The following is a 19,667-nucleotide window of genomic DNA, read 5'->3' as shown; positions in this document are numbered from 1 at the left end:
AGCGTCATTAAACTGAATTATTTACAGTTCAATTCTTTCTGACGATCTTTGATCGCGTCAAGACGTTGTTGCTCTTTTTCCGAGAATTTTGGCTTGGTTGTATAGCAATTGTCATTACCAAACTTGGCTTTTGCTTCAGGATCTTTGAAACAGAAACCTTTAGACGCATAAATCACGTCATGATCATTTTTCAATTTTTTGCACTCTTGTTCAGATGCAAGAACCGATGTTGAAGCCCCGAACAAAGTTGCAAAGCCAATCACTGCTGCAACAAAAAATTTTTTCATGAGAGTTTCCTCTGGGTTAACCACTATATGTGCCTGCCTATATAGTCACAATATGAGGTTTCGTTATCATTATTCAATGGCGAGATATTACTCGATGGTAATATTACTCCATGATTCATACATTTTCACAGCACTGGAAAAATCACTGTTTTTATCCGACAGGTCGCTGGCTGCCTGAATCAGATTCTGGGTTAAAGATAACACAGGTGCAGAAAGTTTGGCTTCACGCGCAAGGTCGATTGCGATACCTGTATCTTTGGCCAAGAGTGGCAGGGCAAAGGTTACAGGAAAACTGCGGTTTAAAATACGCTGTGGCAATACGGTTTCAGTCACCATGCTTTTACCACTTGAAGCATTAATACAATCCAGTGCTTCATGCAGGTTTACCCCATGCGCTTTCAAGGTAGTAAAGCCCTCAGCAACGGCACACAGGTTTACAGCCATTAACATATTATTTACGGCCTTCACTGCAAAACCTGCGCCAGATTCACCGACATGCTTGATCAGCTTGCCAAATGCCTGCATTGCAGGAAGGGCTTTTTCATAGCCCTCTGCATTACCACCCACCATCACGGTTAAAGTGCCATTTTCAGCACCAACGGTTTGGCCACTGACCGGTGCATCCAGAAAGATTACCCCATGTTCAGCCAGTTGTGCTGCCAGTTTTTGGGCAGAATCTGGTACACCACTGGTGCAGTCGACCCAGACTGAACCGGATTTAAGCGGTAAATTTTCCAGAAGTTGTTCTACATCAGCGCTGGTGGGCAGGCAAGAAAAAATCACATCTGCCTGTACGGCCTGTTCCAGTGTGACGGCTTGGGTGCCATATTCGGCAGCATGCTCTTCAGCCTTGTTAAAGCTGCGGTTCCAGACATAGACCGTATCAAAATGCTTGGGCAAATGTGCAGCCATACGAAAACCCATTGCACCTAAGCCGATAAATGCCACTGATTGAATCATGCTGTACCCTCTGAATATGTTTAAATCTATTGATAATTTTTAATATTTTTCTGGTGCGAGAAATCTGCTTTAAGCATCAAGACGTGTGGAGCGCTGCACCAGCCAGGTCGTCATTTTTGGCCAGAATGTATTGGCTGTTTTCTGGTTCGACATGAGTCCAAGATGACCACCCGGTATAAGAGTAAACGTCTTATCCTGGCTACTTGTCAATTCCATCAAAGGCTTAGCTGACTGTTCTGTGACAATCTGGTCGGTTTGACCTGCACCTACCAATAGGGAGCAGCTGATATTTTTAAGATCAACAATACGACCATCTAAAGTGATAGAACCGTATTTTAAAGGATTTTGCAGCCATAAATGCAGAACCATGTCCTGATTAATCCCGCCCGGATAATCGATCATCTTGTTCAGGAAATTCCCCATGGTGGCATGTTCATAGACATCTTCGACATGATCCAGATTCAGCAAAAACTGCTTCTGGCTTTTGAGCCAGCCAATCGGATCAAGTAATTTAAAGCCCAAGGCATTTACAATACCCGGCGTATGAATATATTGCTTCGGGATCAGTCCTTGATGAATGGCTTGTTGCAAATTCTTATTTTTAGAAATCAGTTTATTGGTCGTAGAAAAAAGTTTGCCGACACGTCCTGACGCATAACTGTCGATAGGACTGCCCACCACGATCAGATTCTTGACATGTTCAGGCGAATGCAGGGCTGTATAGAGCGTGACAAACACCCCAGCCATACTCCACCCGTGTAAGGAAATGAACTGACTGCCTGAATGCTTGCAGATGGTTTCAATGGATTGAGGAATGGCTGCATCGATAAAAGATAAAAAATTCAGGTGACGGTGCTTAAAGTTAAAGCGTTTCCATTCCACCAGATAGACATCAAAACCGCTATGCTGAAAATGCTTGACCAGAGAGCGATAAGGATACAGATCATAGATATCCATATTAATGGCTAACGGTGCGATGAAAACCAGAGGCTCCTTATATTTTTTCTCAGGTGAAGCGTAATAACGAATCTTGCAAAACTCGGTGCCGGCAATATATTCAAAAGGGGTTTTTTGCGACAGGATCAGTGAGGAGGCATTAAACACCCGGGTGCTGAGGTGTTTCAATTTTTTTTGCTGGCGCTGAAAGTTTTGTTTTAACTGAATCATGTAAATAAAATATCCGTATCCGCGGGAGGATTGATCGAAGTCTAAGCAATAATCGCTTATTATGCCTTGACCTGAAATAGCTTAGGCGCTCAAAATGTTGGCAAATTTTTACAAAAGGCAGCCTGAGGGCTGAGGTAAAGCGATGAGCCAGCAAGACGATATTTCTTACCAATTAGAAACTTTAGCCATTCGTACCGGTCATACCCGCACTTTTGAAGGTGAGCATGGCGAACCGATTTTTCTAACATCGTCTTTTGTGTATGAAAATGCTGCAGAAGCCGCAGCTAAATTCTCAGGCCAGGAGCCGGGCAATATCTATTCTCGCTTTACCAATCCGACCGTTGCCATGTTTGAAAAGCGTCTGGCTGCACTTGAAGGTGCAGAGCGCGCCGTCGCCACCAGTTCGGGTATGGCAGCCATTATGGCAGTGATGATGGCTTTTTTAAAAGCGGGTGATCATGTGATCTGTTCACGTGCTGTCTTCGGCTCTACGGTTTCCATGTTTGAAAAATATGTCGCAAAATTTGGCGTCAGCGTTGATTTCGTTGATTTGACCGATCTTGATGCATGGAAAAATGCCATCAAGCCTGAAACAAAAATTCTCTTTGTTGAATCTCCATCGAATCCTTTAGCGGAAGTAGCCGATATACAGGGACTCGCTGATATTGCGCATGCCAATGATGCTTTACTGGCGATTGATAACAGCTTCTGTACACCGGTGTTACAACAACCAATCAAATTTGGTGCAGACCTGGTAGTGTATTCTGCGACTAAATATCTGGATGGTCAGGGCCGCGCCTTGGGTGGTGCTGTCGTAGGTAATCACAAGTTACTAGAAGAAATCTTCGGCTACGTGCGTACCACAGGCCCGTCAATGAGCCCATTCAATGCTTGGGTCTTCCTGAAAGGCTTGGAGACACTACGTTTGCGTATGCGTGAACATTCAGCAAGTGCTCAGCAACTGGCTGATTTTTTGAATCAGCATCCAAAAGTAGAAAAAGTATATTATGCGGGCCTGCCTGAGCATGTCGGTCATGAACTGGCAGCAAAACAGCAGAGCGGTTTTGGCGGTATTGTGTCTTTTGAAGTCAAAGGTGGCCGTGAGGAAGCGTGGACTGTCATTGACAATACCCAGTTTATCTCGATTACCGGTAATTTGGGCGATGTGAAATCGACCATTACCCATCCGGCAACCACGACACATGGTAAATTGTCGCCTGAAGCCAAAGAAGCTGCCGGTATTCGCGAAGGTTTGATTCGCGTATCTGTTGGTTTGGAAGAGATTGGTGATATTATCCAGGATATTCGTCGCGGTTTAGACCTGATTTAATTTTATAAATTTATGTTCGGAGATATTTATGAACATTAACATGTTGATGCAGCAAGCTCAGCGCATGCAGAAAGAAGTTGAAAACAACGTAAAAAAAGCCAAAGAAGAGCTTGCGCAAACTGAAGTGCATGCCGAGGCGGGTGGCGGTCTGGTGAAAGTAACCATGACTTGCCGTAACGTAGTGAAGCGTATCGAAATCAATCCTGAATTACTTCAGGATGATCCAGACATGATCGAAGACCTGATTGCAGCAGCAATGAATGATGCAGCACGTCAGGCAGAAGTGGTATCTGACGAAAGAATGAAAGCAGCGAACTCAGGTATGGGTTTACCGCCTGGTCTTGCAGGTATGTTCTAAGGAAGAATGCGCAATGTTTAGTGATCGTTTTGATCAACTCGTTCAAGCATTACGCATTTTGCCAAGCGTTGGGCCGAAATCGGCTCAACGTATGGCATTGCATATGATCATGAAAAATCGTGAGGGTGCTATTGGTCTGGCACATGCACTGACTGAAGCCACCAATCACATTCATGAATGTTCAGTCTGTCATTCTCTGACCGAAGATGAAGTCTGCAATATCTGTACTTCGCTGGATCGCGATGATGAGTTGCTCTGTGTAGTGGAATCACCTGCAGATGTCATGGCGATTGAGCAAAGTGGCAGCTTCAGAGGTAAATATCATGTATTGGGCGGGCATCTGTCACCACTCGATGGTATTGGACCAGAAGAAATCGGTATTCCCTACTTATTGCATCGTTTGGCCAATGGTCAGGTGAAAGAAGTGATTCTGGCGACCAATGCCACGGTAGAAGGACAGGCCACGGCGCATTATCTGGTTGAGGCCAGTAAACATTTGCCGATCCAGATGACCCGAATTGCCCAGGGCGTACCGCAAGGTGGTGAGCTGGAATATGTCGATAGTCATACCTTGAGTCAGGCAGTACATAACCGGATGCGCATGAAGTAAGTTAAGCTTAAATATCTTGTTAGTTTTAATATAAAAAAGATATTAATTAGAATATAAAACCTGATAAGTAAGCGCCATTTTTTAGGAAATAGGGCAGAATTGGCGTTATTTTTTATACAAAAATTCTATAGATCAGTTAATATGGATCTATCGAGAATCTAATCTTAGACTCAGTTCTATGTTTCAATTTATTCAACATCAAAACGACTTAACTCATGTACTGAAGCTGATGGATCAGAATTCAGTGTATGGGCTGGATACCGAGTTTATCAAGGTTGATACCTTATGGCCTAAGCTGGGTGTTTTTCAGATTAACGTAGACAACAAGGTCTATTTGTTGGATGGAACCACGCTGGATCTGACTGAGTTCCTTAATAAAATTTTTAACGCACAGCAGAATATTTTTCATGCCTGTAGTGAAGATATCGATCTGATCTATCACTATACCCAGAAGAAATCGCTGAGTAATGTGTTTGATACCCAAGTTGGCATGTCATTTTTGGGGCATGGTCTGCAAGTCAGCTATCAAAATGCATTGAAGCAGATGCTGGAAGTCGATATCGAAAAAGACCAGACCCGTTCTGACTGGCTGGCGCGTCCACTCAGTTCCGAACAGTTGCTGTATGCTGCCAATGATGTGCATTATCTGGTGCAACTGTCAGAGAAAATTAAACAGGATCTGGATTCGAAAGATCTGCTGGATTTTGCCTTGCAAGATTGCCGTTTTCTGACTCAGGAAATTGGCGAAGATACCCCAACCGCCTTGTTGTATCAGGATGTCGGCAATTACCGGCATTCACGCCGTCAGCTGATGCAATTGCAGCAATTGATGGTCTGGCGCGATCAGATTGCCAAGGCACTGAATCAACCACGCAGTTTTATTTTAAAAAATGCCAGCATGATTGATCTGGTGGAAAAGTTCCCGCGCAATAATTTCCAGCTGAGTCATGTGAAAGACATTCGTTCGAATGTGGTTCGTGAGCATGGAAAAACCATTTTAGATTTACTGAAATTCCTGCCGGAGCCGGAAAATTGGCCTTTACGTCTGGCACGTCCAATTCGCCATTCTTCCAAAGATATCGGTGAAAAAATTGATTCAGTTATTCAGAACGTCGTCAATGAAACCTCAATTCCGAAAGAAGTCCTGATGCGTAAGAAATGGCTGAATGCCTTGTATCAGCATGTGGTTTTCCATAAGGACGAGCAGGATCTGCCGGATTATCTGCTTGGCTGGCGCTATGAGTTATTGACTCAGCCACTGATTCAGGTATTGCATCAGGATGAATCTTATCTGTCTACCCAGATGAAAGTCAGCGAGTGATTGGCTACAGGATTGGTTAAAGAAAAAGCAATTATACAAAATCACGACTGATGCATGAGACGTGGCTAATGTTTCTGTCTTTTTTTTGATGTATCCTTGCGGTTGTTTTTCCAGAAAAGTCGTTTGAAATATGCAAGTGTCTATCTACAAATCCAGTAAAAAAAGTGAAATGTATCTGTATGTGGCGCGTCCTGCGAATGAAAGCGAAGCTGAAACATTCGAACCTTTAAGTGTATTGACTGAAGCAGTACAGGCAGCATTTGGACGTGCGACTTTTGTCATGCATCTTGAATTAAGCGAATCACGTAAACTGGCACGTGCCAATGTCTTGCATGTTATGGATTCTATTGAAACCCGCGGTTTCTTCCTCCAAATGCCACCAAAAGGCTTGATTGATCCAAATGCGGTCGCACCAGAAGGTTTACGCGGTGCTTAATGTTAATTCAGGAGTTGTGAAATGAATGGTTATGTGGCTGTATTAGACTCAATTCCTGAACAGAGCATTGCCGTTGCAGTTTATCTGCTCGGCAGCCTGATTGCTTTATGGTGCTGGTATGGTGTAACCAAGCGTCTGCCTAAACCCATGGGCGGTTTTTTGTGGATTGTAGCCTTTGCCATTCTGTTGACACCGACGGTATCTGAGGGGGCGAATGCTTCTATTGCACCTGCGATCTTCGGTCTGTTATTTGGGGTGTTGACCAAAGAGCAATCCCTGGTTTGGATTAATGCGTCACTTATTTTATTTGTCATTGGGATCGGATCTGTGATTGGCTATTGCTGGTCGACTTATGTGTCGAACAAAAGCAATATTCGTGTTCACGAGAAAAGTTCACCGCTGTAAGTAAAAAATAAGGTTCAATCATGTCTGCTGATATTCAACAATTTTCAGGTACCGATCAGTACATCGCGACTGACAGTTTAAAACTTGCGGTGAAAGCTGCACGCAGTTTGCAAAAACCGTTGCTGGTCAAAGGGGAGCCGGGTACAGGTAAGACTTTACTGGCTGAGCAAGTTGCAGAAAGTCTGGGTTTGGAACTGATCACCTGGCACATCAAGTCTACTACCAAAGCACAGCAAGGTCTGTATGAATATGATGCAGTATCGCGCTTGCGCGATAGCCAGTTGGGTGATGACCGTGTCTATGACATCAAGAACTACATCAAGCCGGGCAAATTGTGGGAAGCATTTACCAGTGAAGAACGCTGTGTTCTGCTGATTGATGAAATTGACAAGGCAGACATCGAGTTTCCAAATGACTTGCTGCATGAACTCGATAAAATGTCGTTCTATGTGTACGAGACAGGCGAGACCATTACCGCAACTCAGCGCCCAATCGTGATCATTACCTCAAATAATGAAAAAGAATTGCCAGATGCTTTCCTGCGTCGTTGCTTCTTCCATTACATCGAATTCCCAGATGAAGCCACCATGCGTGAAATCATTGATGTGCATTTTGCCAATATCTCGACCACACTGGTGAATGAAGCCTTACAGGTTTTCTTTAAATTGCGCCAGATTCCGGGTTTAAAAAAACCACCTTCAACGTCTGAACTGATCGACTGGCTCAGTCTACTCATGGCTGACGACATGCCGGAAGATATTCTGCGCAATACTGATAAATCTAAAGCAATTCCACCTTTGTACGGTGCATTAATCAAGAATGAGCAAGATGTGCAGTTGCTCGAACGTCTAGCATTTATGTCACGTCGTTAAGGGAGAAACACGCATGTTTGTGCGACTGTTTTATACCTTACGCAAATACGGTGTACCGGTATCGACCCGCGAATTGATTGACCTGAATCAGGCAGTTGCTGCAGGTCTGGTCTTTGCCGATCAGGACGAGTTCTATCAGCTGGCCAAAACTGTAATGGTCAAAGACGAGCGCTATTTCGACAAGTTCGATCGCGCCATGAAAGACTATTTTGATGGTATCGCGACCTTTGATCTGGATGACTTGCTAAATCAGGTGCATAAGCTGCCCAAAGACTGGTTCGATCTCGAATTGCTCGAGAAGCATCTGACCCCGGAGCAGCGCGAAGAGCTGAAAAAGGCCGGATCGCTGGAAGAACTGATGAAAATGCTGGAAGAGCGTCTGCGCGAACAGCATAAAAAACATCAGGGCGGTAACAAGATGGTTGGTACCGGTGGCACTTCACCCTTTGGTGCCTATGGCGATCATCCCGAAGGTGTGCGTATTGGCGGGCCGGGGCGTAAGCGTTCTGCGGTGAAAGTCTGGGAGCAGCGTCAATACCGCAATCTGGATGATGAACAGATTTTGGGTAGCCGTCAGATGCAGATGGCATTGCGCCGTTTGCGTAAGTTTGCCCGTCAGGGTGCAGCCGAAGAGCTAGATATTGATGGTACGATTCGTGAAACGGCCAAGCAGGGCATTCTGGATGTACAACTGGTGCCCGAGCGTCGTAACCGCATCAAAGTTTTAATGCTGTTCGATGTCGGCGGTTCGATGGATGCGCATATTGCGCAGTGTGAAAAGCTGTTCAGTGCGGCGAAAACCGAATTCAAGACCCTGGAATATTTCTATTTCCATAACTGTCTCTATGACTATGTCTGGAAAGACAATATCCGTCGTTCCAGTTCACGCATGAATACCTGGGATTTGTTCAATACCTATGGCCGTGATTACCGCGTGATTGTGGTCGGTGATGCCAGTATGGCACCGTATGAGCTGAATTCTGTCGGTGGTTCTGTTGAATATATGAATGATGAGGCTGGGCAAGTCTGGTTGCAGCGTCTGCGTCAGCATTTTGATAAAACCGCCTGGCTGAATCCTGAAGAAGAAAAATACTGGCATTACACCCATACGATTGGTCTGATCCAGCAAATATTTGAAAATCATATGTTTCCAATGACATTAAAAGGCATTGAAGACATGACTAAATATCTGGCGCGTTAATTCCATTTATCTATAAGTGACTTTAGTTGGAGTTATTAGTGATTTAAAACAAATTATTCTAGTATAAAGTCACTCATTATCTTTTATTTAAAATCTCGGGCATGATTATGACTCATCAAATTAATGGTATTGCCTTACCCAATGAAGAGGGTTTTTTTGGTCAATATGGCGGTCAGTTTATTCCACCCGATCTGAAACAGGCCATGGATGATATTAATGTGGCCTATCAGGAAATTCGTCAGACTAAAGAATTTCAGAATGAATTGAAAGACCTATTTGCTCATTATGTCGGTCGTCCAAGTCCACTATTTCATGCCAAACGTCTTTCTGAACAGCTCGGTGGAGCCCAGATTTATTTGAAACGTGAAGATCTGAACCATACTGGCGCGCACAAGATTAATCATTGCCTAGGTGAAGCACTACTGGCCAAATATATGGGCAAGACCAAAGTCATCGCAGAAACTGGTGCCGGCCAGCATGGTGTTGCTTTGGCAACTGCATGTGCCTTGGTGGGTATTCCGTGTGAAATTCATATGGGGCAGGTGGATATCGAAAAAGAGCATCCAAACGTCGTCAAGATGAAAATTCTGGGTGCCAAGCTGATTTCTGTGACTCGCGGTACAGCCACACTCAAAGATGCAGTCGACAGTGCTTTTGAAGAATATTTGAAAGATCCGAAAAATTACATCTATGCTATCGGTTCGGTGGTTGGACCGCATCCATTTCCGATGATGGTTCGTGATTTTCAGTCGATTATTGGTGATGAAATTAAAGTTCAGGCCAATGAACGTTTTGGTGCAAATCCTGATTATGTCGTTGCCTGTGTCGGTGGCGGTTCTAATGCAGTGGGCGCATTCACTGCATTTTTAAATGAACCAGATGTGAAACTGGTAGGCGTTGAGCCGGCAGGTCATGGTCTGGATACTGACAAGCACTCAGCAACATTGACTTTAGGTAAACCGAGCCAGTTACATGGGATGGCCTGTTATGTGCTTGAAGATGAACAAGGCGAGCCATTGCCAGTGCATTCAATTGCTTCTGGTCTGGATTATCCGGGTGTGGGGCCGCAGCATAGCTTGCTTAAAGATTTGGGTCGGGTTGAGTATACGACTGCAACCGATCAGGAATGTCTGGATGCATTTATGACCTTGTCCCGTGTAGAAGGGATTGTGCCTGCACTAGAAAGTTCGCATGCGGTGGCTTGGGCAATTCGTGAAGCGGGTAAATTGCCAAAAGATACCAAAATTGTGGTGAACTTATCGGGTCGTGGTGATAAAGACTCAGATTACGTCGCAGAAAAATTAGGTCTAAACTGATTTTATTCAGAATGTTCATATAAAAAAATCCCGATACACGTACCGGGATTTTTTATGCATCAGATATAAAACTTTATCTTGGTGTCACTTAAGTGATCTTCAAATGCCTTAGAGAAAGCTAGATGATGTTTTAACCTGAGATATATTGCTGTAACTGTTCAATCAATTTACGTTGGTCATCCATGGCGGCCTTGACCAAATCCCCAATTGAAATCAGACCGATCAGTTTTTCATGTTCGACCACGGGTAAGTGGCGTAGGTGGCGTTCAGTCATCAGAGATAAACAGTCTTCTACGCTAGTAGCTGTATTTACGGTAATCACTTTAGAGGTCATGATCTCATTAACAGTGGTGTCGAATGAGGTTCTTTGCATCAGCGCGATTTTACGCGTGTAATCCCGCTCTGACAAAATCCCCACCACATTGTCTTCATGGGTTACCACAAGCGCCCCGATTCCTTTATCCGCCATCAAGGTGATGGCTTCTAAAACAGTAGAATCTGGACGGATGGTATAAATAGCTTGATGCATTTTTTCACTGAGCACCTGTGCCACATTGGTCATGCTTAATCATCCTTATTGGTTAATTTATTATTAATCCTAGAGTATGTATTCAACCTGAACATCTCTAAGTGTTTAGGTTTTAGTCTTTATAAATAGCATGTTATTTAAGCAATGTGCAGTCTTTGTTGCGAAAAAAACAGATGACGCATCTGTGCAGCAGTCAGTTTGAGTTTGGTTCCATTGGTGTTGAACAGGGCTGGCGTAACATTCAGTCGCGACAGGGTCGGCAATAATGCATTTTCAAAATCTTCAGAATTGATTTTACGCGGGATGTAATCCGGCCAATGCTGCTGGGCATAATTTTTAGCATCCAGCGGATTGAGCCAGAATGGGAAGATGCAGTCTTCCTGGTCACGCATCATCGCCCAGCCTTGGTGATATGCGCCCCATAGCTCGCCACAATTCATCAAAGATTTAAGCATCGTGATCTTTAACAGAAAGTTTTTGCAGATCGGATCAAATTGAATAATTTTTCGTGGTTTCATTAGAATAAAGTGCTATTGGAGTTCAGGCTCTATTCTAGAAACTTTATATGAAATTACTGTTTCAGCTTTGCAAGGATTCGTAAGAAAATATGTATTGATTGCTACTTATTGAAAAAAGGGCATAAAAAAACGCCACCTAGGTGACGTTTCTTTATGCTTGCATGGTGGCCATGTTCTGCCAGTACTGGGCTTTGAGTGAATCTCGTTCTACACGGAAACCTTGATAATAAAGTTCTGCTAAAAAAAGCGCTGCTTTACCATGGCCAGCACGAGCGGCTTCTTCAAGCTGTTTTACTGCATCAGCAAAGTTCATTTGCGATTGAATGGTATTCACGGCATCTGCGTACAGATGTTCCAGATCGTGTTGAGAGAGTTGTTGTATCATATAAAAACTCCTTAATTTTAATTATGATTACAGGATAGACTATTTAGTCTAAATACAAATATAAATTAGTATTGTTAAACTAATATTACAAAATAATGGAAAAGTCAACTATTCGATTTTATTTGTTTACTTAAGTTATAGTTTAACTGATTAAACTATACACAACTATAAATATTATTAAGCTACATTGTAAATGGACAGCAAACAATAAGGAGAAGGGCATGATGACAAGAACTTTAGATGGTGTGAAATTTGATATGCCTCCGACTGCAGGTCAAATTATGGAACTTGCCGATTTGCATCGTAAAAAACTCGATCAAGCTATATTCAGTAAACATACCCATCTGGGTGATTATGGACTGGCACAACGTAAAGAAGTCTACGACTTTACCCGTGCGCTGGATGAAAACCAGCGTGAGCAGTTTTATAAGCTTTATAATGGTGAGCTGGTCCGCATTGCAGATGAGGATCGTCTGCATCCGCCTGAAGCAGAAGCGGGTTTAAGTAAATTTGCAATTGCACTGGTATTGCTTGTTGTTGCATTGGTGCTGTATTCAACAATTATTACCAGAATCATGAATTAGTCCTCGAAATAGCAGGATTCAGCTCTTATGAATATTCAGTGCGCTGACTTGAACTTATGTAACTGCGACCATACACTACCTCTAACCTGAGGTAGTGTATGTCTATAGATACAGAAAAACTAAGCCAATTTTTCAGCAGAATCAAACTGGAACAGATTTATAACAGTGTGGTTATTTTTATTATTGCGATCATTCTACTTTTAGCCGCATTTGCTCTATATCGTCCGTTGAGCATTGCTCAAGTCACCCAGATTCAGCAACTGTCTAAACAGCAAAACCTTCCCCAAACTCAGGATATGGCACTCGCTTTATTAGAGCAGCAGCATATCCGTCGTGGGCAATATCTTAAATTGATGCAGGCTTATCAGCAGGAATCACTTCGGGCACGTCAGCTTCCGCCGGTCTCTGTGGAGATGCCTTAGGCATAGGGTTTGTTGGTAAGTAATAATTGGCATCCATTAAATTTCGCTCCAAACGCATTTTCAAGGCATTTTGATCCAGTTCTTTGTTGACGACGACTAGGGTTAAGTGATCAGGATGAAAATGCTTGCGCACTGCATTTTGTACATCTGCCGCTGTGATTTTAGCCAAGCGTTCTGGATAACTGGATAAATAATCAGTTTGCTCACTATAAAAACCCATATTGCCTAGCTGGGCATTAATGGTGGCATTACTGCTGTAATTATTAGGAAAAGCACGTAACATGCCTGCTTTGGTTTCTTCCAGACGCTGAGTATCAATAGGTTGGCTGACAAAGTGGATAAATGCTTGATGTGCGACCTGAATGCTGTCTAGCAGTTGATCCTGACGCGTGGAATACTTAAAGCTGAATACGCCGGGTGCCTGACTAAAGCTCAATGAACTATAAGCGCCATAAGTAAAACCACGTTTCACCCGTAGTTCCTGCATCAATACTGCATTAAATCCGCTACCGCCAAACATGCGATTGGCGACTTCTAAAGCCAGTTTATCTTCAGTAAAGCGGGTTGGGCCTAAATGCCCAAAGGTGACATGCGCCTGAGACGAGTTATAGGGTAGATGTACCACTTCAAAACCAGATTGAATTTCAGGCTGTGGCAATGCTTCTGCTTTTTGCCCTTGAGGTAAGTTGCCGGCAATTCGTTCAGACAGTTCGAGTGCCTGTTTCGGGCTGAGTTTGCCAGTAATGGCAATATTCATATTTTGCGCCACCAAAAACTGATCACGAAATTTTTTCAATAATTCTGCATTAATTTTCTTGGTGCTGCCTTGGGTGCCGCTGATTGGTTCTGCATAAGGGTGCTGACCATATAAAGCGCGATAAAAACGGATATCCATGAGTCGGCTTGGATTTTCCTGCAGCTGTTTTTGTCCCACTTGGGTATTGCTTAAAGCCAGATTAATGCTGGATGGTTTAAATGATGCATTCTTGAGAACCTCCATCAGCATGCCCAATGCGGGTTCCAGTTTTTCCGGGTCTGAAAGCGTACGCAGACGAACCACAAACATATCCCGATAGGCTTGTACGCTGAATTGTGCTCCGGTTTGGTCAAAAACTTCCGCCACCTGATTGGCGCTATATTTGTCGGTTCCTTCACGCATCAACTTGGCTGCCATATTGGATAGGCCATATAGACCTTTGGTAATTTCCTGATCACGGGCCGAACCGGCATTAAAGGTCAGTTGGATATCTACCATGGGAAGATCCTGCGTTTCAACGAACAGTGTACGTACCTTATAGCGATTGTTCAGGTCATGAATATAAGGCGCCTGAAATTCTCGTTGCTGATTAATATTTTTTAAACTTTGCAGTAAAGGGATAGACTGTAACTGACTGGGGTTGTCATTTTGGTCAGGTTGAGGGTTAAGATAGTTTTCTGCATGGGTAGCCGAGCTAAGACTTAAAGTTGAAATAAGCAAAAATGGACGAAGCTGAAGCATTATAATCCCCGTTGCTGGGTGTTTTGTTCGGGTGAGAGATAAAGCGTGCTGAGATTCTCACGCACAAAATAGGCGTTGGCGACGCGCTGGATATCCTGAACACTGACACTTTCAAAGTGTTTCGGTAATTCATCCATCAGGCGATAACTCAAGCCATTGACCTCCAGATTGCCAATCATTTTGGCTTGTCCGGCAATATCATCCTGACTATAAATCAAATTGGAAATAAAGCGGGTACTGATACGATCCACTTCCTGTTGAGTCATCGCTGTAGTTTTAAGTAAATCCACTTCATCCTGAATTGCTTGTTGTGCTTCTTGCAAAGAGATGCCCGGTGCAGGTAAGGCAGAAATACCAAACAGGCTGTCGCCGCGATTATAGGGATCATAAGAAACGCTGACAGAGGTCAGAATTTTACGATCACGTACCAATCGGTCTTGCAGACGCGAAGAAATGCCACTGTCCAAAAGACTGCGAATAATGGTCAAGGCATAAGCATCTTGGGGATTTTTTGCAGTGCTGAGGGATTTTACATTCCAGGTCATGTACAGATTGGGCACTTGAACACTGCTATTAATTTCCATATGCCGATAACCCAAACGCTCAAACTCCAGTACATCATTGCGTGCTGGTATTGGGCGTGCGGGAATGTCAGCAAAATATTTTTGTACCTGAGCCAAAGCAGCTTCAGATTCTACGTTCCCCACAATCACCAGAATGGCATTATTCGGACTGTACCAGTCCCGATACCATTTTTTGACATCATTCAACTGAATATTATTCAGGGTTTTCATGTGTCCAATCACCGGTTGGCGATAATGGCTGGTCGGATAACTGATCCATTTAAACCGTTCAAAGGCTTGCGCCCGAGGATTGTCATCGGTGCGTTGGCGCCGTTCTTCCATAACGACTTTAATTTCTGGCTCGAAGTCTTGCTGTCGAAGCAGTAAATTACTCATACGGTCAGACTCAAGTTCCAGCGCCATAGGAAAATAGGCTTTAGGATAGAGCTGATAATAATTGGTGTAATTGGTAAAGGTAGCTGCATTGATACTGCCGCCATAAATCCGGCTCAGGCGGGTAAATTCGTCATTTGGAACTTTATGGGTGCCTTTGAACATCATATGTTCAAGTGCATGTGAAACTCCTAGAATATTTCCAGATTCATCGCTGCTGCCGACTTTGTACCAGATTTGTGTCATTACCATGGGCGCACGATGGTCTTCCCGAATGATGACTTTTAAACCGTTACTTAAAGTGGTTTCAAAAGTAGTCCGTGATAATTCGCTTCGGGTTTGTGCCTGGGCCGGGCTAAAGCTCAGACTAAACAATACCGCTGCACCGAGTGGATAAAGCGTCTGTCTGATCATTTGCGAGAAAGAGGAGATAGTCAAAAAGGTGATTAACACTAGATCTCCTGAAATAGGCATTTGTATTTAGAGTTATTTTTAATAAATGTGTGCTTGAAAGCAACCGAGAGCTGTAGCTTTTTGGTATGTTTGTCCAGCATTTGCATTGCTAGCTGCAAAGCAGGCAAGTTATGGTAGAATCTGGGTTTTTAACGCAATGCTTTTCAAGGATTCGGCATGCAACAGCAATCTAATGGGCAAAACAAATTTTTGATTGATGCTGATATCGGAGATGATGATGTCACATTACCGAGCTTACCTGCGGTCAATGTGCCTATCGTAGAAACGCCAAGCGAAACCGTTGTGGTTTCTGCACCTGTCGAAACAGAAAATGAAAATGAAGATTCTGCGGCGAAAGGTGGCTTCTTTAGCCGTATGAAAGTGGGTTTAACCAAAACCCGTAAAAACCTTGCCGATGGGATGGTAAATATCCTGATCGGTGGTAAAGAAATTGATGATGAATTATTAGAAGAAGTCGAAGAGCAGCTTCTGGTGGCCGATATCGGTGTGGAAGCCACCAAGACCATTATCGCTAACCTGACTGAACGTACGGCACGTGGTGATTTGATCTATTCGCATTCACTCTATAAAGCGCTTCAGGAAGAACTGGTGGCTTTATTGGCACCACGAGTAAAACCGCTACACATTGATCCGAATAAATCGCCTTATGTGATTCTGGTAGTTGGTGTGAATGGTGTCGGTAAAACGACTACCATTGGCAAGTTGGCAAAGCGCCTGCAAGGTGAAGGCAAGACCGTCATGTTGGCAGCAGGCGATACTTTCCGTGCGGCTGCAACTGAACAGCTCCAGATCTGGGGTGAACGTAATAATATTGCGGTTGTCGCTCAGGGTCATGGTGCTGACTCGGCTTCAGTGATTTTCGATGCTTTTGAAAGTGCGCGTGCCAAAGGTGTGGATGTATTGATTGCAGACACAGCAGGTCGTTTGCATAACAAAGGTCATTTGATGCAGGAATTGACCAAAGTAAAACGTGTGATGCAGAAAATTGATGCCACTGCACCGCATGAAGTCATGTTGGTGGTCGATGCCGGTACTGGCCAGAATGCCATTAATCAGGTCGAGATGTTTGATGAAGCGGTAGGCTTGACGGGCTTAACTATTACCAAGCTTGATGGTACTGCCAAAGGTGGGGTGCTGTTTAATATCGCCAGTCGTACTCATGTGCCGATTCGCTTTATTGGTGTCGGTGAAAAAATTGATGACCTGCGTCCATTCTCTGCCAAATCTTTTGTTGCTGCATTATTTGAAACTGAAAAATAAATAATGTGCAATGCTTCACATAAACTCCGCCAAGTGCGGAGTTTGTTGTTTTTGGCTGGTTTGAGTGTTGTAAAAACCGACAGTAAAACCACCACTAAATCTGCCCATCTTGATAAAGGCCTTATAATTGTAGGGGATTTTCTAAGCTGATTTGGCTTGTTTTTTGTGGGGTAGAAAATGGCATTGCTAAATAAGATTGGTCAGGTATTAACAAGCGATATAACCAAGGATTTTAAATTTTCAAGAAAAAATAAACTGAATGGTGATTTAGAACTGACTTTTGTCGATCAATTGAAAAAGCGCCGTAGTATCGATCAACTCGGTAAGCGGGTACATTATAGTCAGACTTATCTTGGCGAAATCATTCAGGAAGCAGTGCGCAGTTGCCCTTCGGCTTATGATTCTCAAACTACGCGCATTGTGGTGTTATTTGCAGATTCTCATCATCAATTCTGGGAAATTGTGAAACAGGTGCAGCGTCAGTATATGCCGGCACATATTTACGAAGGAATTGAAATCAAGTTGAATCAATGTGCTGCGGCCTATGGCACGGTTTTATTTTATGAAGATCAAGCCGTGATTCAACAATTACAAAAGAAAATGCCATTAAATAGTGAGGATTTTCCAGCATGGTCGGAACAAACTTCCGGTATGGCGCAATTTGCCGTATGGACGACGCTGGCAGATTCTGGCTTAGGGGCATCCTTACAGCACTATAATCCACTGATTGATGAAAGGGTCGCAGAGCATTTTCAGATTGAAAAGAACTGGTTGTTACGCGCACAACTTTGCTTTGGGTCAATTGAACAAACAGTAGCAGAAAAATTACAAAAACCGGATCAGCATCGTTTCAAAGTATTTGATTAAAAGTTTATAGAACACTTTATATGTGACAGCATGGAAGCTGCGGATAAAATCAGATACAAATACGCTACTCAGATCTAAATCTGATTGTTCTATAAATAAAACACATTGTTATCGAAATGCACCTGTCTTGGGTGCTTAAAGCACGTAATATAACTTTATCGATTTTCAAATAACCAAAATATACAGAGGTGGGTTCATGGCATTTTTAGATCAAATCAAACAACGCCGTAGCATTTATTCAATTGGAAAAAATGTAGAGCTGGATCAAGCAGAAATTGAGAAAATCATTAAAGATGCGGTGAAGCACAGTCCGTCATCTTTTAACTCGCAAACCTCGCGTGTGGTGATTTTATTTGGTCAATCACATGATACTTTCTGGCATATTGTACGTGAAACTTTACGTGATCTGGTTTCAGCAGATGCATTTGAATCAACCAATAGCAAGATCAATGCTTTTGCTGCAGGTTATGGTACCGCACTGTTTTATGAAGACCAGAACGTAGTGAAGTCGATGCAGGAGCAGTTTGCACTTTATGCCGATAACTTCCCGGTCTGGTCTGAGCATTCTTCTGCTATTGCACAGTTTGCAACCTGGACCGCTTTGGCAGAAAGAAATATTGGTGCTTCATTACAGCACTACAATCCAATTATTGATGAAGAAGTCGCACAAACTTTCGAGATTCCATCTCACTGGAAACTTCGCGCTCAACTGGTATTTGGTTCGATTGAAGCTCCTGCAGGTGAAAAAACCTTTATGGATGATGCAGAGCGCTTTAAGACTTTTGCATAAATGATTTTAGATCATAAAAAAAGAAGCAATTTGATGCTTCTTTTTTTATGTCTTAGAGTTGTATTTGAATATGATGGGGTATATTTAGCCAAATAAATGCTAAGAACACAGGCTGTATCGCTCCAGCCTTTGTCATAAGATTGTCATTTAGACGCGGCATAGTGCGGCTAATTTTTAATAAACAACCAAAAATGAGTAAAGGATATGGATTTACGTATTGCGGCAACTGCAGCAGTGTTTCTGTTTAGCACATCAGTTTTGTCGGCAGTGACCGTCACAGTACCTGAAGAAATAAAAATTGTTGCCGTAAATGATCAGGAGGTGAACTCGGGTCTATTGCGTTCTAATCAGACTTATAGCTTGGATGCAGGTATAAATGCGATCAGTGTGCGCTATAACGAATTTTTTCAGCATTCAGACAATTCACATGATATTTTAAAGTCAGGTGTGGTTACGGTAAAAACACCAAGCCTTAAAGATGGCGAAACTTATCGTTTAGCACTCATTCAGGCGCCTAAAGATTTTGATGCAGCGCAAAAATATAAAAATCAGCCCATTATTGGGCTATATGATGCAAAAAATCAGCTCCTAGTCCAGCAGACGGGCGCTAAAGATGCAGCGAAACCATGGTTTGGAAATCGCGTGTTGACTAAAAAATTAGATATGACGACTCAAGTTGCGACACCAGTTCATCAACCGGCAGCTGTATATACTCAGTCAGCAGACCAGAATGATCAGCAGCTGATTCAATTATGGCAAAAGGCTTCTAAAGCTGAGCGTCAAAAATTTATGACTTGGCTGGCTGAGCAGGCAAATTAAAATATTTTGATGAAGAATCAAAAAGATCACCATTAGGGTGATCTTTTTTTATGAGATGAGGGCTAGAAAATTAACATTTGCTTAAACTTTTCATGCGGAATTAGCTAGAAAAACGCAAAAAAAGTGTTAAAAATAGCCTTTTAGATTAAAAAATAAACGTATGGTTGGTTTTTTTGGATATTTTTAAGAAAATCCCTTGCGCTCGTTTTGAAACTGTATAGAATACGCAGCACACCAACGCAATGCATGAAACGAAACGTTAAATGATTGGGTTGGAGCTTAAAACTGATGAGGTTTTAAGA

At 43.0% G+C, this 19,667-nt stretch carries 23 protein-coding genes; 15 read left to right on the top strand and 8 right to left on the bottom strand.

Annotated features, from left to right (window positions below; genetic code table 11):
• Positions 1-17: 17 nt before the first annotated feature.
• The 3 genes from Q9R24_RS12840 to Q9R24_RS12830 all read right to left on the bottom strand — a co-directional run bounded on the left by Q9R24_RS12840 (position 18) and on the right by Q9R24_RS12830 (position 2,414).
• Positions 18-287, bottom strand: coding sequence for a YARHG domain-containing protein (locus Q9R24_RS12840; protein ID WP_005266231.1), 270 nt, complete (start codon positions 285-287; stop codon positions 18-20).
• Positions 288-374: 87 nt separating this feature from the next.
• Complete coding sequence (locus Q9R24_RS12835; RefSeq protein ID WP_005266232.1) at positions 375-1,247, bottom strand: NAD(P)-dependent oxidoreductase; 873 nt, start codon at positions 1,245-1,247, stop codon at positions 375-377.
• 69 nt (positions 1,248-1,316) lie between these two features.
• A complete protein-coding gene (locus tag Q9R24_RS12830; protein WP_004645261.1) occupies positions 1,317-2,414 on the bottom strand; it encodes an alpha/beta fold hydrolase in 1,098 nt (365 codons plus the stop codon).
• 142 nt (positions 2,415-2,556) lie between these two features.
• Here Q9R24_RS12830 and Q9R24_RS12825 point away from each other — a divergent pair, with 142 nt between their 5' ends.
• From Q9R24_RS12825 to trpB, 9 genes are all read left to right on the top strand, one after another.
• Positions 2,557-3,744 carry an O-succinylhomoserine sulfhydrylase gene (locus tag Q9R24_RS12825; RefSeq protein ID WP_311204637.1) on the top strand — a complete coding sequence of 396 codons (1,188 nt, stop codon included), beginning with the start codon at positions 2,557-2,559 and terminating at the stop codon, positions 3,742-3,744.
• 28 nt (positions 3,745-3,772) lie between these two features.
• On the top strand, positions 3,773-4,102 hold the full coding sequence (locus Q9R24_RS12820; RefSeq protein ID WP_004278699.1) for a YbaB/EbfC family nucleoid-associated protein: 330 nt from the start codon (positions 3,773-3,775) through the stop codon (positions 4,100-4,102).
• Between the two features lie 13 nt (positions 4,103-4,115).
• Complete coding sequence (gene recR / locus Q9R24_RS12815; protein ID WP_005247207.1) at positions 4,116-4,712, top strand: recombination mediator RecR; 597 nt, start codon at positions 4,116-4,118, stop codon at positions 4,710-4,712.
• A gap of 178 nt (positions 4,713-4,890) precedes the next feature.
• Positions 4,891-6,033 (top strand): HRDC domain-containing protein, encoded by a 1,143-nt coding sequence (locus Q9R24_RS12810; RefSeq protein WP_311204636.1) that lies wholly within the window; start codon positions 4,891-4,893, stop codon positions 6,031-6,033.
• Between the two features lie 130 nt (positions 6,034-6,163).
• Complete coding sequence (locus Q9R24_RS12805) at positions 6,164-6,469, top strand: YcgL domain-containing protein (RefSeq protein WP_311204635.1); 306 nt, start codon at positions 6,164-6,166, stop codon at positions 6,467-6,469.
• Positions 6,470-6,490: 21 nt separating this feature from the next.
• A complete protein-coding gene (locus tag Q9R24_RS12800) occupies positions 6,491-6,874 on the top strand; it encodes a hypothetical protein (protein ID WP_005106668.1) in 384 nt (127 codons plus the stop codon).
• A gap of 20 nt (positions 6,875-6,894) precedes the next feature.
• Entirely contained in the window at positions 6,895-7,746 is an 852-nt protein-coding gene (locus Q9R24_RS12795) for a MoxR family ATPase (RefSeq protein WP_005262763.1), read from the top strand.
• 13 nt (positions 7,747-7,759) lie between these two features.
• A complete protein-coding gene (locus Q9R24_RS12790; protein ID WP_005100079.1) occupies positions 7,760-8,947 on the top strand; it encodes a VWA domain-containing protein in 1,188 nt (395 codons plus the stop codon).
• Between the two features lie 107 nt (positions 8,948-9,054).
• The gene (trpB, locus tag Q9R24_RS12785; RefSeq protein WP_311204634.1) at positions 9,055-10,263 is read left to right on the top strand and encodes a tryptophan synthase subunit beta; all 1,209 of its coding nucleotides are present in this window, start codon (positions 9,055-9,057) and stop codon (positions 10,261-10,263) included.
• 130 nt (positions 10,264-10,393) lie between these two features.
• Here trpB and Q9R24_RS12780 read toward each other — a convergent pair whose 3' ends face one another.
• The 3 genes from Q9R24_RS12780 to Q9R24_RS12770 all read right to left on the bottom strand — a co-directional run bounded on the left by Q9R24_RS12780 (position 10,394) and on the right by Q9R24_RS12770 (position 11,695).
• Positions 10,394-10,825: a CBS domain-containing protein gene (locus Q9R24_RS12780; protein ID WP_004278688.1), complete on the bottom strand. Its 432-nt coding sequence runs from the start codon at positions 10,823-10,825 to the stop codon at positions 10,394-10,396.
• A gap of 104 nt (positions 10,826-10,929) precedes the next feature.
• The gene (locus Q9R24_RS12775; RefSeq protein ID WP_004645256.1) at positions 10,930-11,310 is read right to left on the bottom strand and encodes a DUF2750 domain-containing protein; all 381 of its coding nucleotides are present in this window, start codon (positions 11,308-11,310) and stop codon (positions 10,930-10,932) included.
• Between the two features lie 151 nt (positions 11,311-11,461).
• Positions 11,462-11,695 carry a hypothetical protein gene (locus tag Q9R24_RS12770; RefSeq protein ID WP_004278686.1) on the bottom strand — a complete coding sequence of 78 codons (234 nt, stop codon included), beginning with the start codon at positions 11,693-11,695 and terminating at the stop codon, positions 11,462-11,464.
• A gap of 224 nt (positions 11,696-11,919) precedes the next feature.
• Between Q9R24_RS12770 and Q9R24_RS12765 the strand changes: the two genes are divergently transcribed.
• Positions 11,920-12,279 (top strand): hypothetical protein, encoded by a 360-nt coding sequence (locus Q9R24_RS12765; RefSeq protein WP_034436454.1) that lies wholly within the window; start codon positions 11,920-11,922, stop codon positions 12,277-12,279.
• A 98-nt stretch (positions 12,280-12,377) separates the two neighbouring features.
• A complete protein-coding gene (locus Q9R24_RS12760) occupies positions 12,378-12,701 on the top strand; it encodes a hypothetical protein (protein ID WP_004645254.1) in 324 nt (107 codons plus the stop codon).
• Here the strand turns inward: Q9R24_RS12760 and Q9R24_RS12755 are convergent.
• Together Q9R24_RS12755 and Q9R24_RS12750 are read right to left on the bottom strand one after the other, a co-directional pair.
• Positions 12,625-14,199: a pitrilysin family protein gene (locus Q9R24_RS12755; RefSeq protein ID WP_311204633.1), complete on the bottom strand. Its 1,575-nt coding sequence runs from the start codon at positions 14,197-14,199 to the stop codon at positions 12,625-12,627. The genes Q9R24_RS12760 and Q9R24_RS12755 overlap by 77 nt on opposite strands.
• Complete coding sequence (locus Q9R24_RS12750; RefSeq protein WP_311204632.1) at positions 14,199-15,608, bottom strand: pitrilysin family protein; 1,410 nt, start codon at positions 15,606-15,608, stop codon at positions 14,199-14,201. Before Q9R24_RS12750 ends, Q9R24_RS12755 begins: the two co-directional genes overlap by 1 nt.
• 177 nt (positions 15,609-15,785) lie before the next feature.
• Here Q9R24_RS12750 and ftsY point away from each other — a divergent pair, with 177 nt between their 5' ends.
• From ftsY to Q9R24_RS12730, 4 genes are all read left to right on the top strand, one after another.
• A complete protein-coding gene (gene ftsY / locus Q9R24_RS12745; RefSeq protein WP_005247197.1) occupies positions 15,786-16,889 on the top strand; it encodes a signal recognition particle-docking protein FtsY in 1,104 nt (367 codons plus the stop codon).
• A 177-nt stretch (positions 16,890-17,066) separates the two neighbouring features.
• Entirely contained in the window at positions 17,067-17,756 is a 690-nt protein-coding gene (locus tag Q9R24_RS12740) for a nitroreductase family protein (RefSeq protein WP_253160778.1), read from the top strand.
• A 196-nt stretch (positions 17,757-17,952) separates the two neighbouring features.
• Positions 17,953-18,546, top strand: a complete 594-nt coding sequence (locus Q9R24_RS12735) for a nitroreductase family protein (RefSeq protein WP_004278677.1) — start codon at positions 17,953-17,955, stop codon at positions 18,544-18,546.
• A 204-nt stretch (positions 18,547-18,750) separates the two neighbouring features.
• Positions 18,751-19,365: a DUF2057 family protein gene (locus Q9R24_RS12730; RefSeq protein WP_311204631.1), complete on the top strand. Its 615-nt coding sequence runs from the start codon at positions 18,751-18,753 to the stop codon at positions 19,363-19,365.
• Positions 19,366-19,667: the final 302 nt, after the last annotated feature.

It is taken from the genome of Acinetobacter sp. RRD8 (assembly GCF_031844225.1).
Classification (GTDB): Bacteria; Pseudomonadota; Gammaproteobacteria; order Pseudomonadales; family Moraxellaceae; genus Acinetobacter.
The sequence above is the reverse complement of the archived record's forward strand: the minus strand, read 5'-3'. Positions and strand labels throughout refer to the sequence as shown.

What these genes read in the sequence shown, in the direction of transcription:
- Q9R24_RS12770 (WP_004278686.1), bottom strand. Translation starts at nt 11,695, where the DNA reads ATGATACAACAACTCTCTCAACACGATCTGGAACATCTGTACGCAGAT.
- Q9R24_RS12780 (WP_004278688.1), bottom strand. Translation starts at nt 10,825, where the DNA reads ATGACCAATGTGGCACAGGTGCTCAGTGAAAAAATGCATCAAGCTATT.
- Q9R24_RS12730 (WP_311204631.1), top strand. Translation starts at nt 18,751, where the DNA reads ATGGATTTACGTATTGCGGCAACTGCAGCAGTGTTTCTGTTTAGCACA.
- Q9R24_RS12830 (WP_004645261.1), bottom strand. Translation starts at nt 2,414, where the DNA reads ATGATTCAGTTAAAACAAAACTTTCAGCGCCAGCAAAAAAAATTGAAA.
- Q9R24_RS12740 (WP_253160778.1), top strand. Translation starts at nt 17,067, where the DNA reads ATGGCATTGCTAAATAAGATTGGTCAGGTATTAACAAGCGATATAACC.
- Q9R24_RS12795 (WP_005262763.1), top strand. Translation starts at nt 6,895, where the DNA reads ATGTCTGCTGATATTCAACAATTTTCAGGTACCGATCAGTACATCGCG.
- Q9R24_RS12775 (WP_004645256.1), bottom strand. Translation starts at nt 11,310, where the DNA reads ATGAAACCACGAAAAATTATTCAATTTGATCCGATCTGCAAAAACTTT.
- Q9R24_RS12735 (WP_004278677.1), top strand. Translation starts at nt 17,953, where the DNA reads ATGGCATTTTTAGATCAAATCAAACAACGCCGTAGCATTTATTCAATT.
- Q9R24_RS12835 (WP_005266232.1), bottom strand. Translation starts at nt 1,247, where the DNA reads ATGATTCAATCAGTGGCATTTATCGGCTTAGGTGCAATGGGTTTTCGT.
- Q9R24_RS12765 (WP_034436454.1), top strand. Translation starts at nt 11,920, where the DNA reads ATGACAAGAACTTTAGATGGTGTGAAATTTGATATGCCTCCGACTGCA.
- Q9R24_RS12805 (WP_311204635.1), top strand. Translation starts at nt 6,164, where the DNA reads ATGCAAGTGTCTATCTACAAATCCAGTAAAAAAAGTGAAATGTATCTG.
- Q9R24_RS12820 (WP_004278699.1), top strand. Translation starts at nt 3,773, where the DNA reads ATGAACATTAACATGTTGATGCAGCAAGCTCAGCGCATGCAGAAAGAA.
- Q9R24_RS12755 (WP_311204633.1), bottom strand. Translation starts at nt 14,199, where the DNA reads ATGCTTCAGCTTCGTCCATTTTTGCTTATTTCAACTTTAAGTCTTAGC.
- recR (WP_005247207.1), top strand. Translation starts at nt 4,116, where the DNA reads ATGTTTAGTGATCGTTTTGATCAACTCGTTCAAGCATTACGCATTTTG.
- Q9R24_RS12790 (WP_005100079.1), top strand. Translation starts at nt 7,760, where the DNA reads ATGTTTGTGCGACTGTTTTATACCTTACGCAAATACGGTGTACCGGTA.
- Q9R24_RS12810 (WP_311204636.1), top strand. Translation starts at nt 4,891, where the DNA reads ATGTTTCAATTTATTCAACATCAAAACGACTTAACTCATGTACTGAAG.
- Q9R24_RS12760 (WP_004645254.1), top strand. Translation starts at nt 12,378, where the DNA reads ATGTCTATAGATACAGAAAAACTAAGCCAATTTTTCAGCAGAATCAAA.
- trpB (WP_311204634.1), top strand. Translation starts at nt 9,055, where the DNA reads ATGACTCATCAAATTAATGGTATTGCCTTACCCAATGAAGAGGGTTTT.
- Q9R24_RS12800 (WP_005106668.1), top strand. Translation starts at nt 6,491, where the DNA reads ATGAATGGTTATGTGGCTGTATTAGACTCAATTCCTGAACAGAGCATT.
- ftsY (WP_005247197.1), top strand. Translation starts at nt 15,786, where the DNA reads ATGCAACAGCAATCTAATGGGCAAAACAAATTTTTGATTGATGCTGAT.
- Q9R24_RS12825 (WP_311204637.1), top strand. Translation starts at nt 2,557, where the DNA reads ATGAGCCAGCAAGACGATATTTCTTACCAATTAGAAACTTTAGCCATT.
- Q9R24_RS12840 (WP_005266231.1), bottom strand. Translation starts at nt 287, where the DNA reads ATGAAAAAATTTTTTGTTGCAGCAGTGATTGGCTTTGCAACTTTGTTC.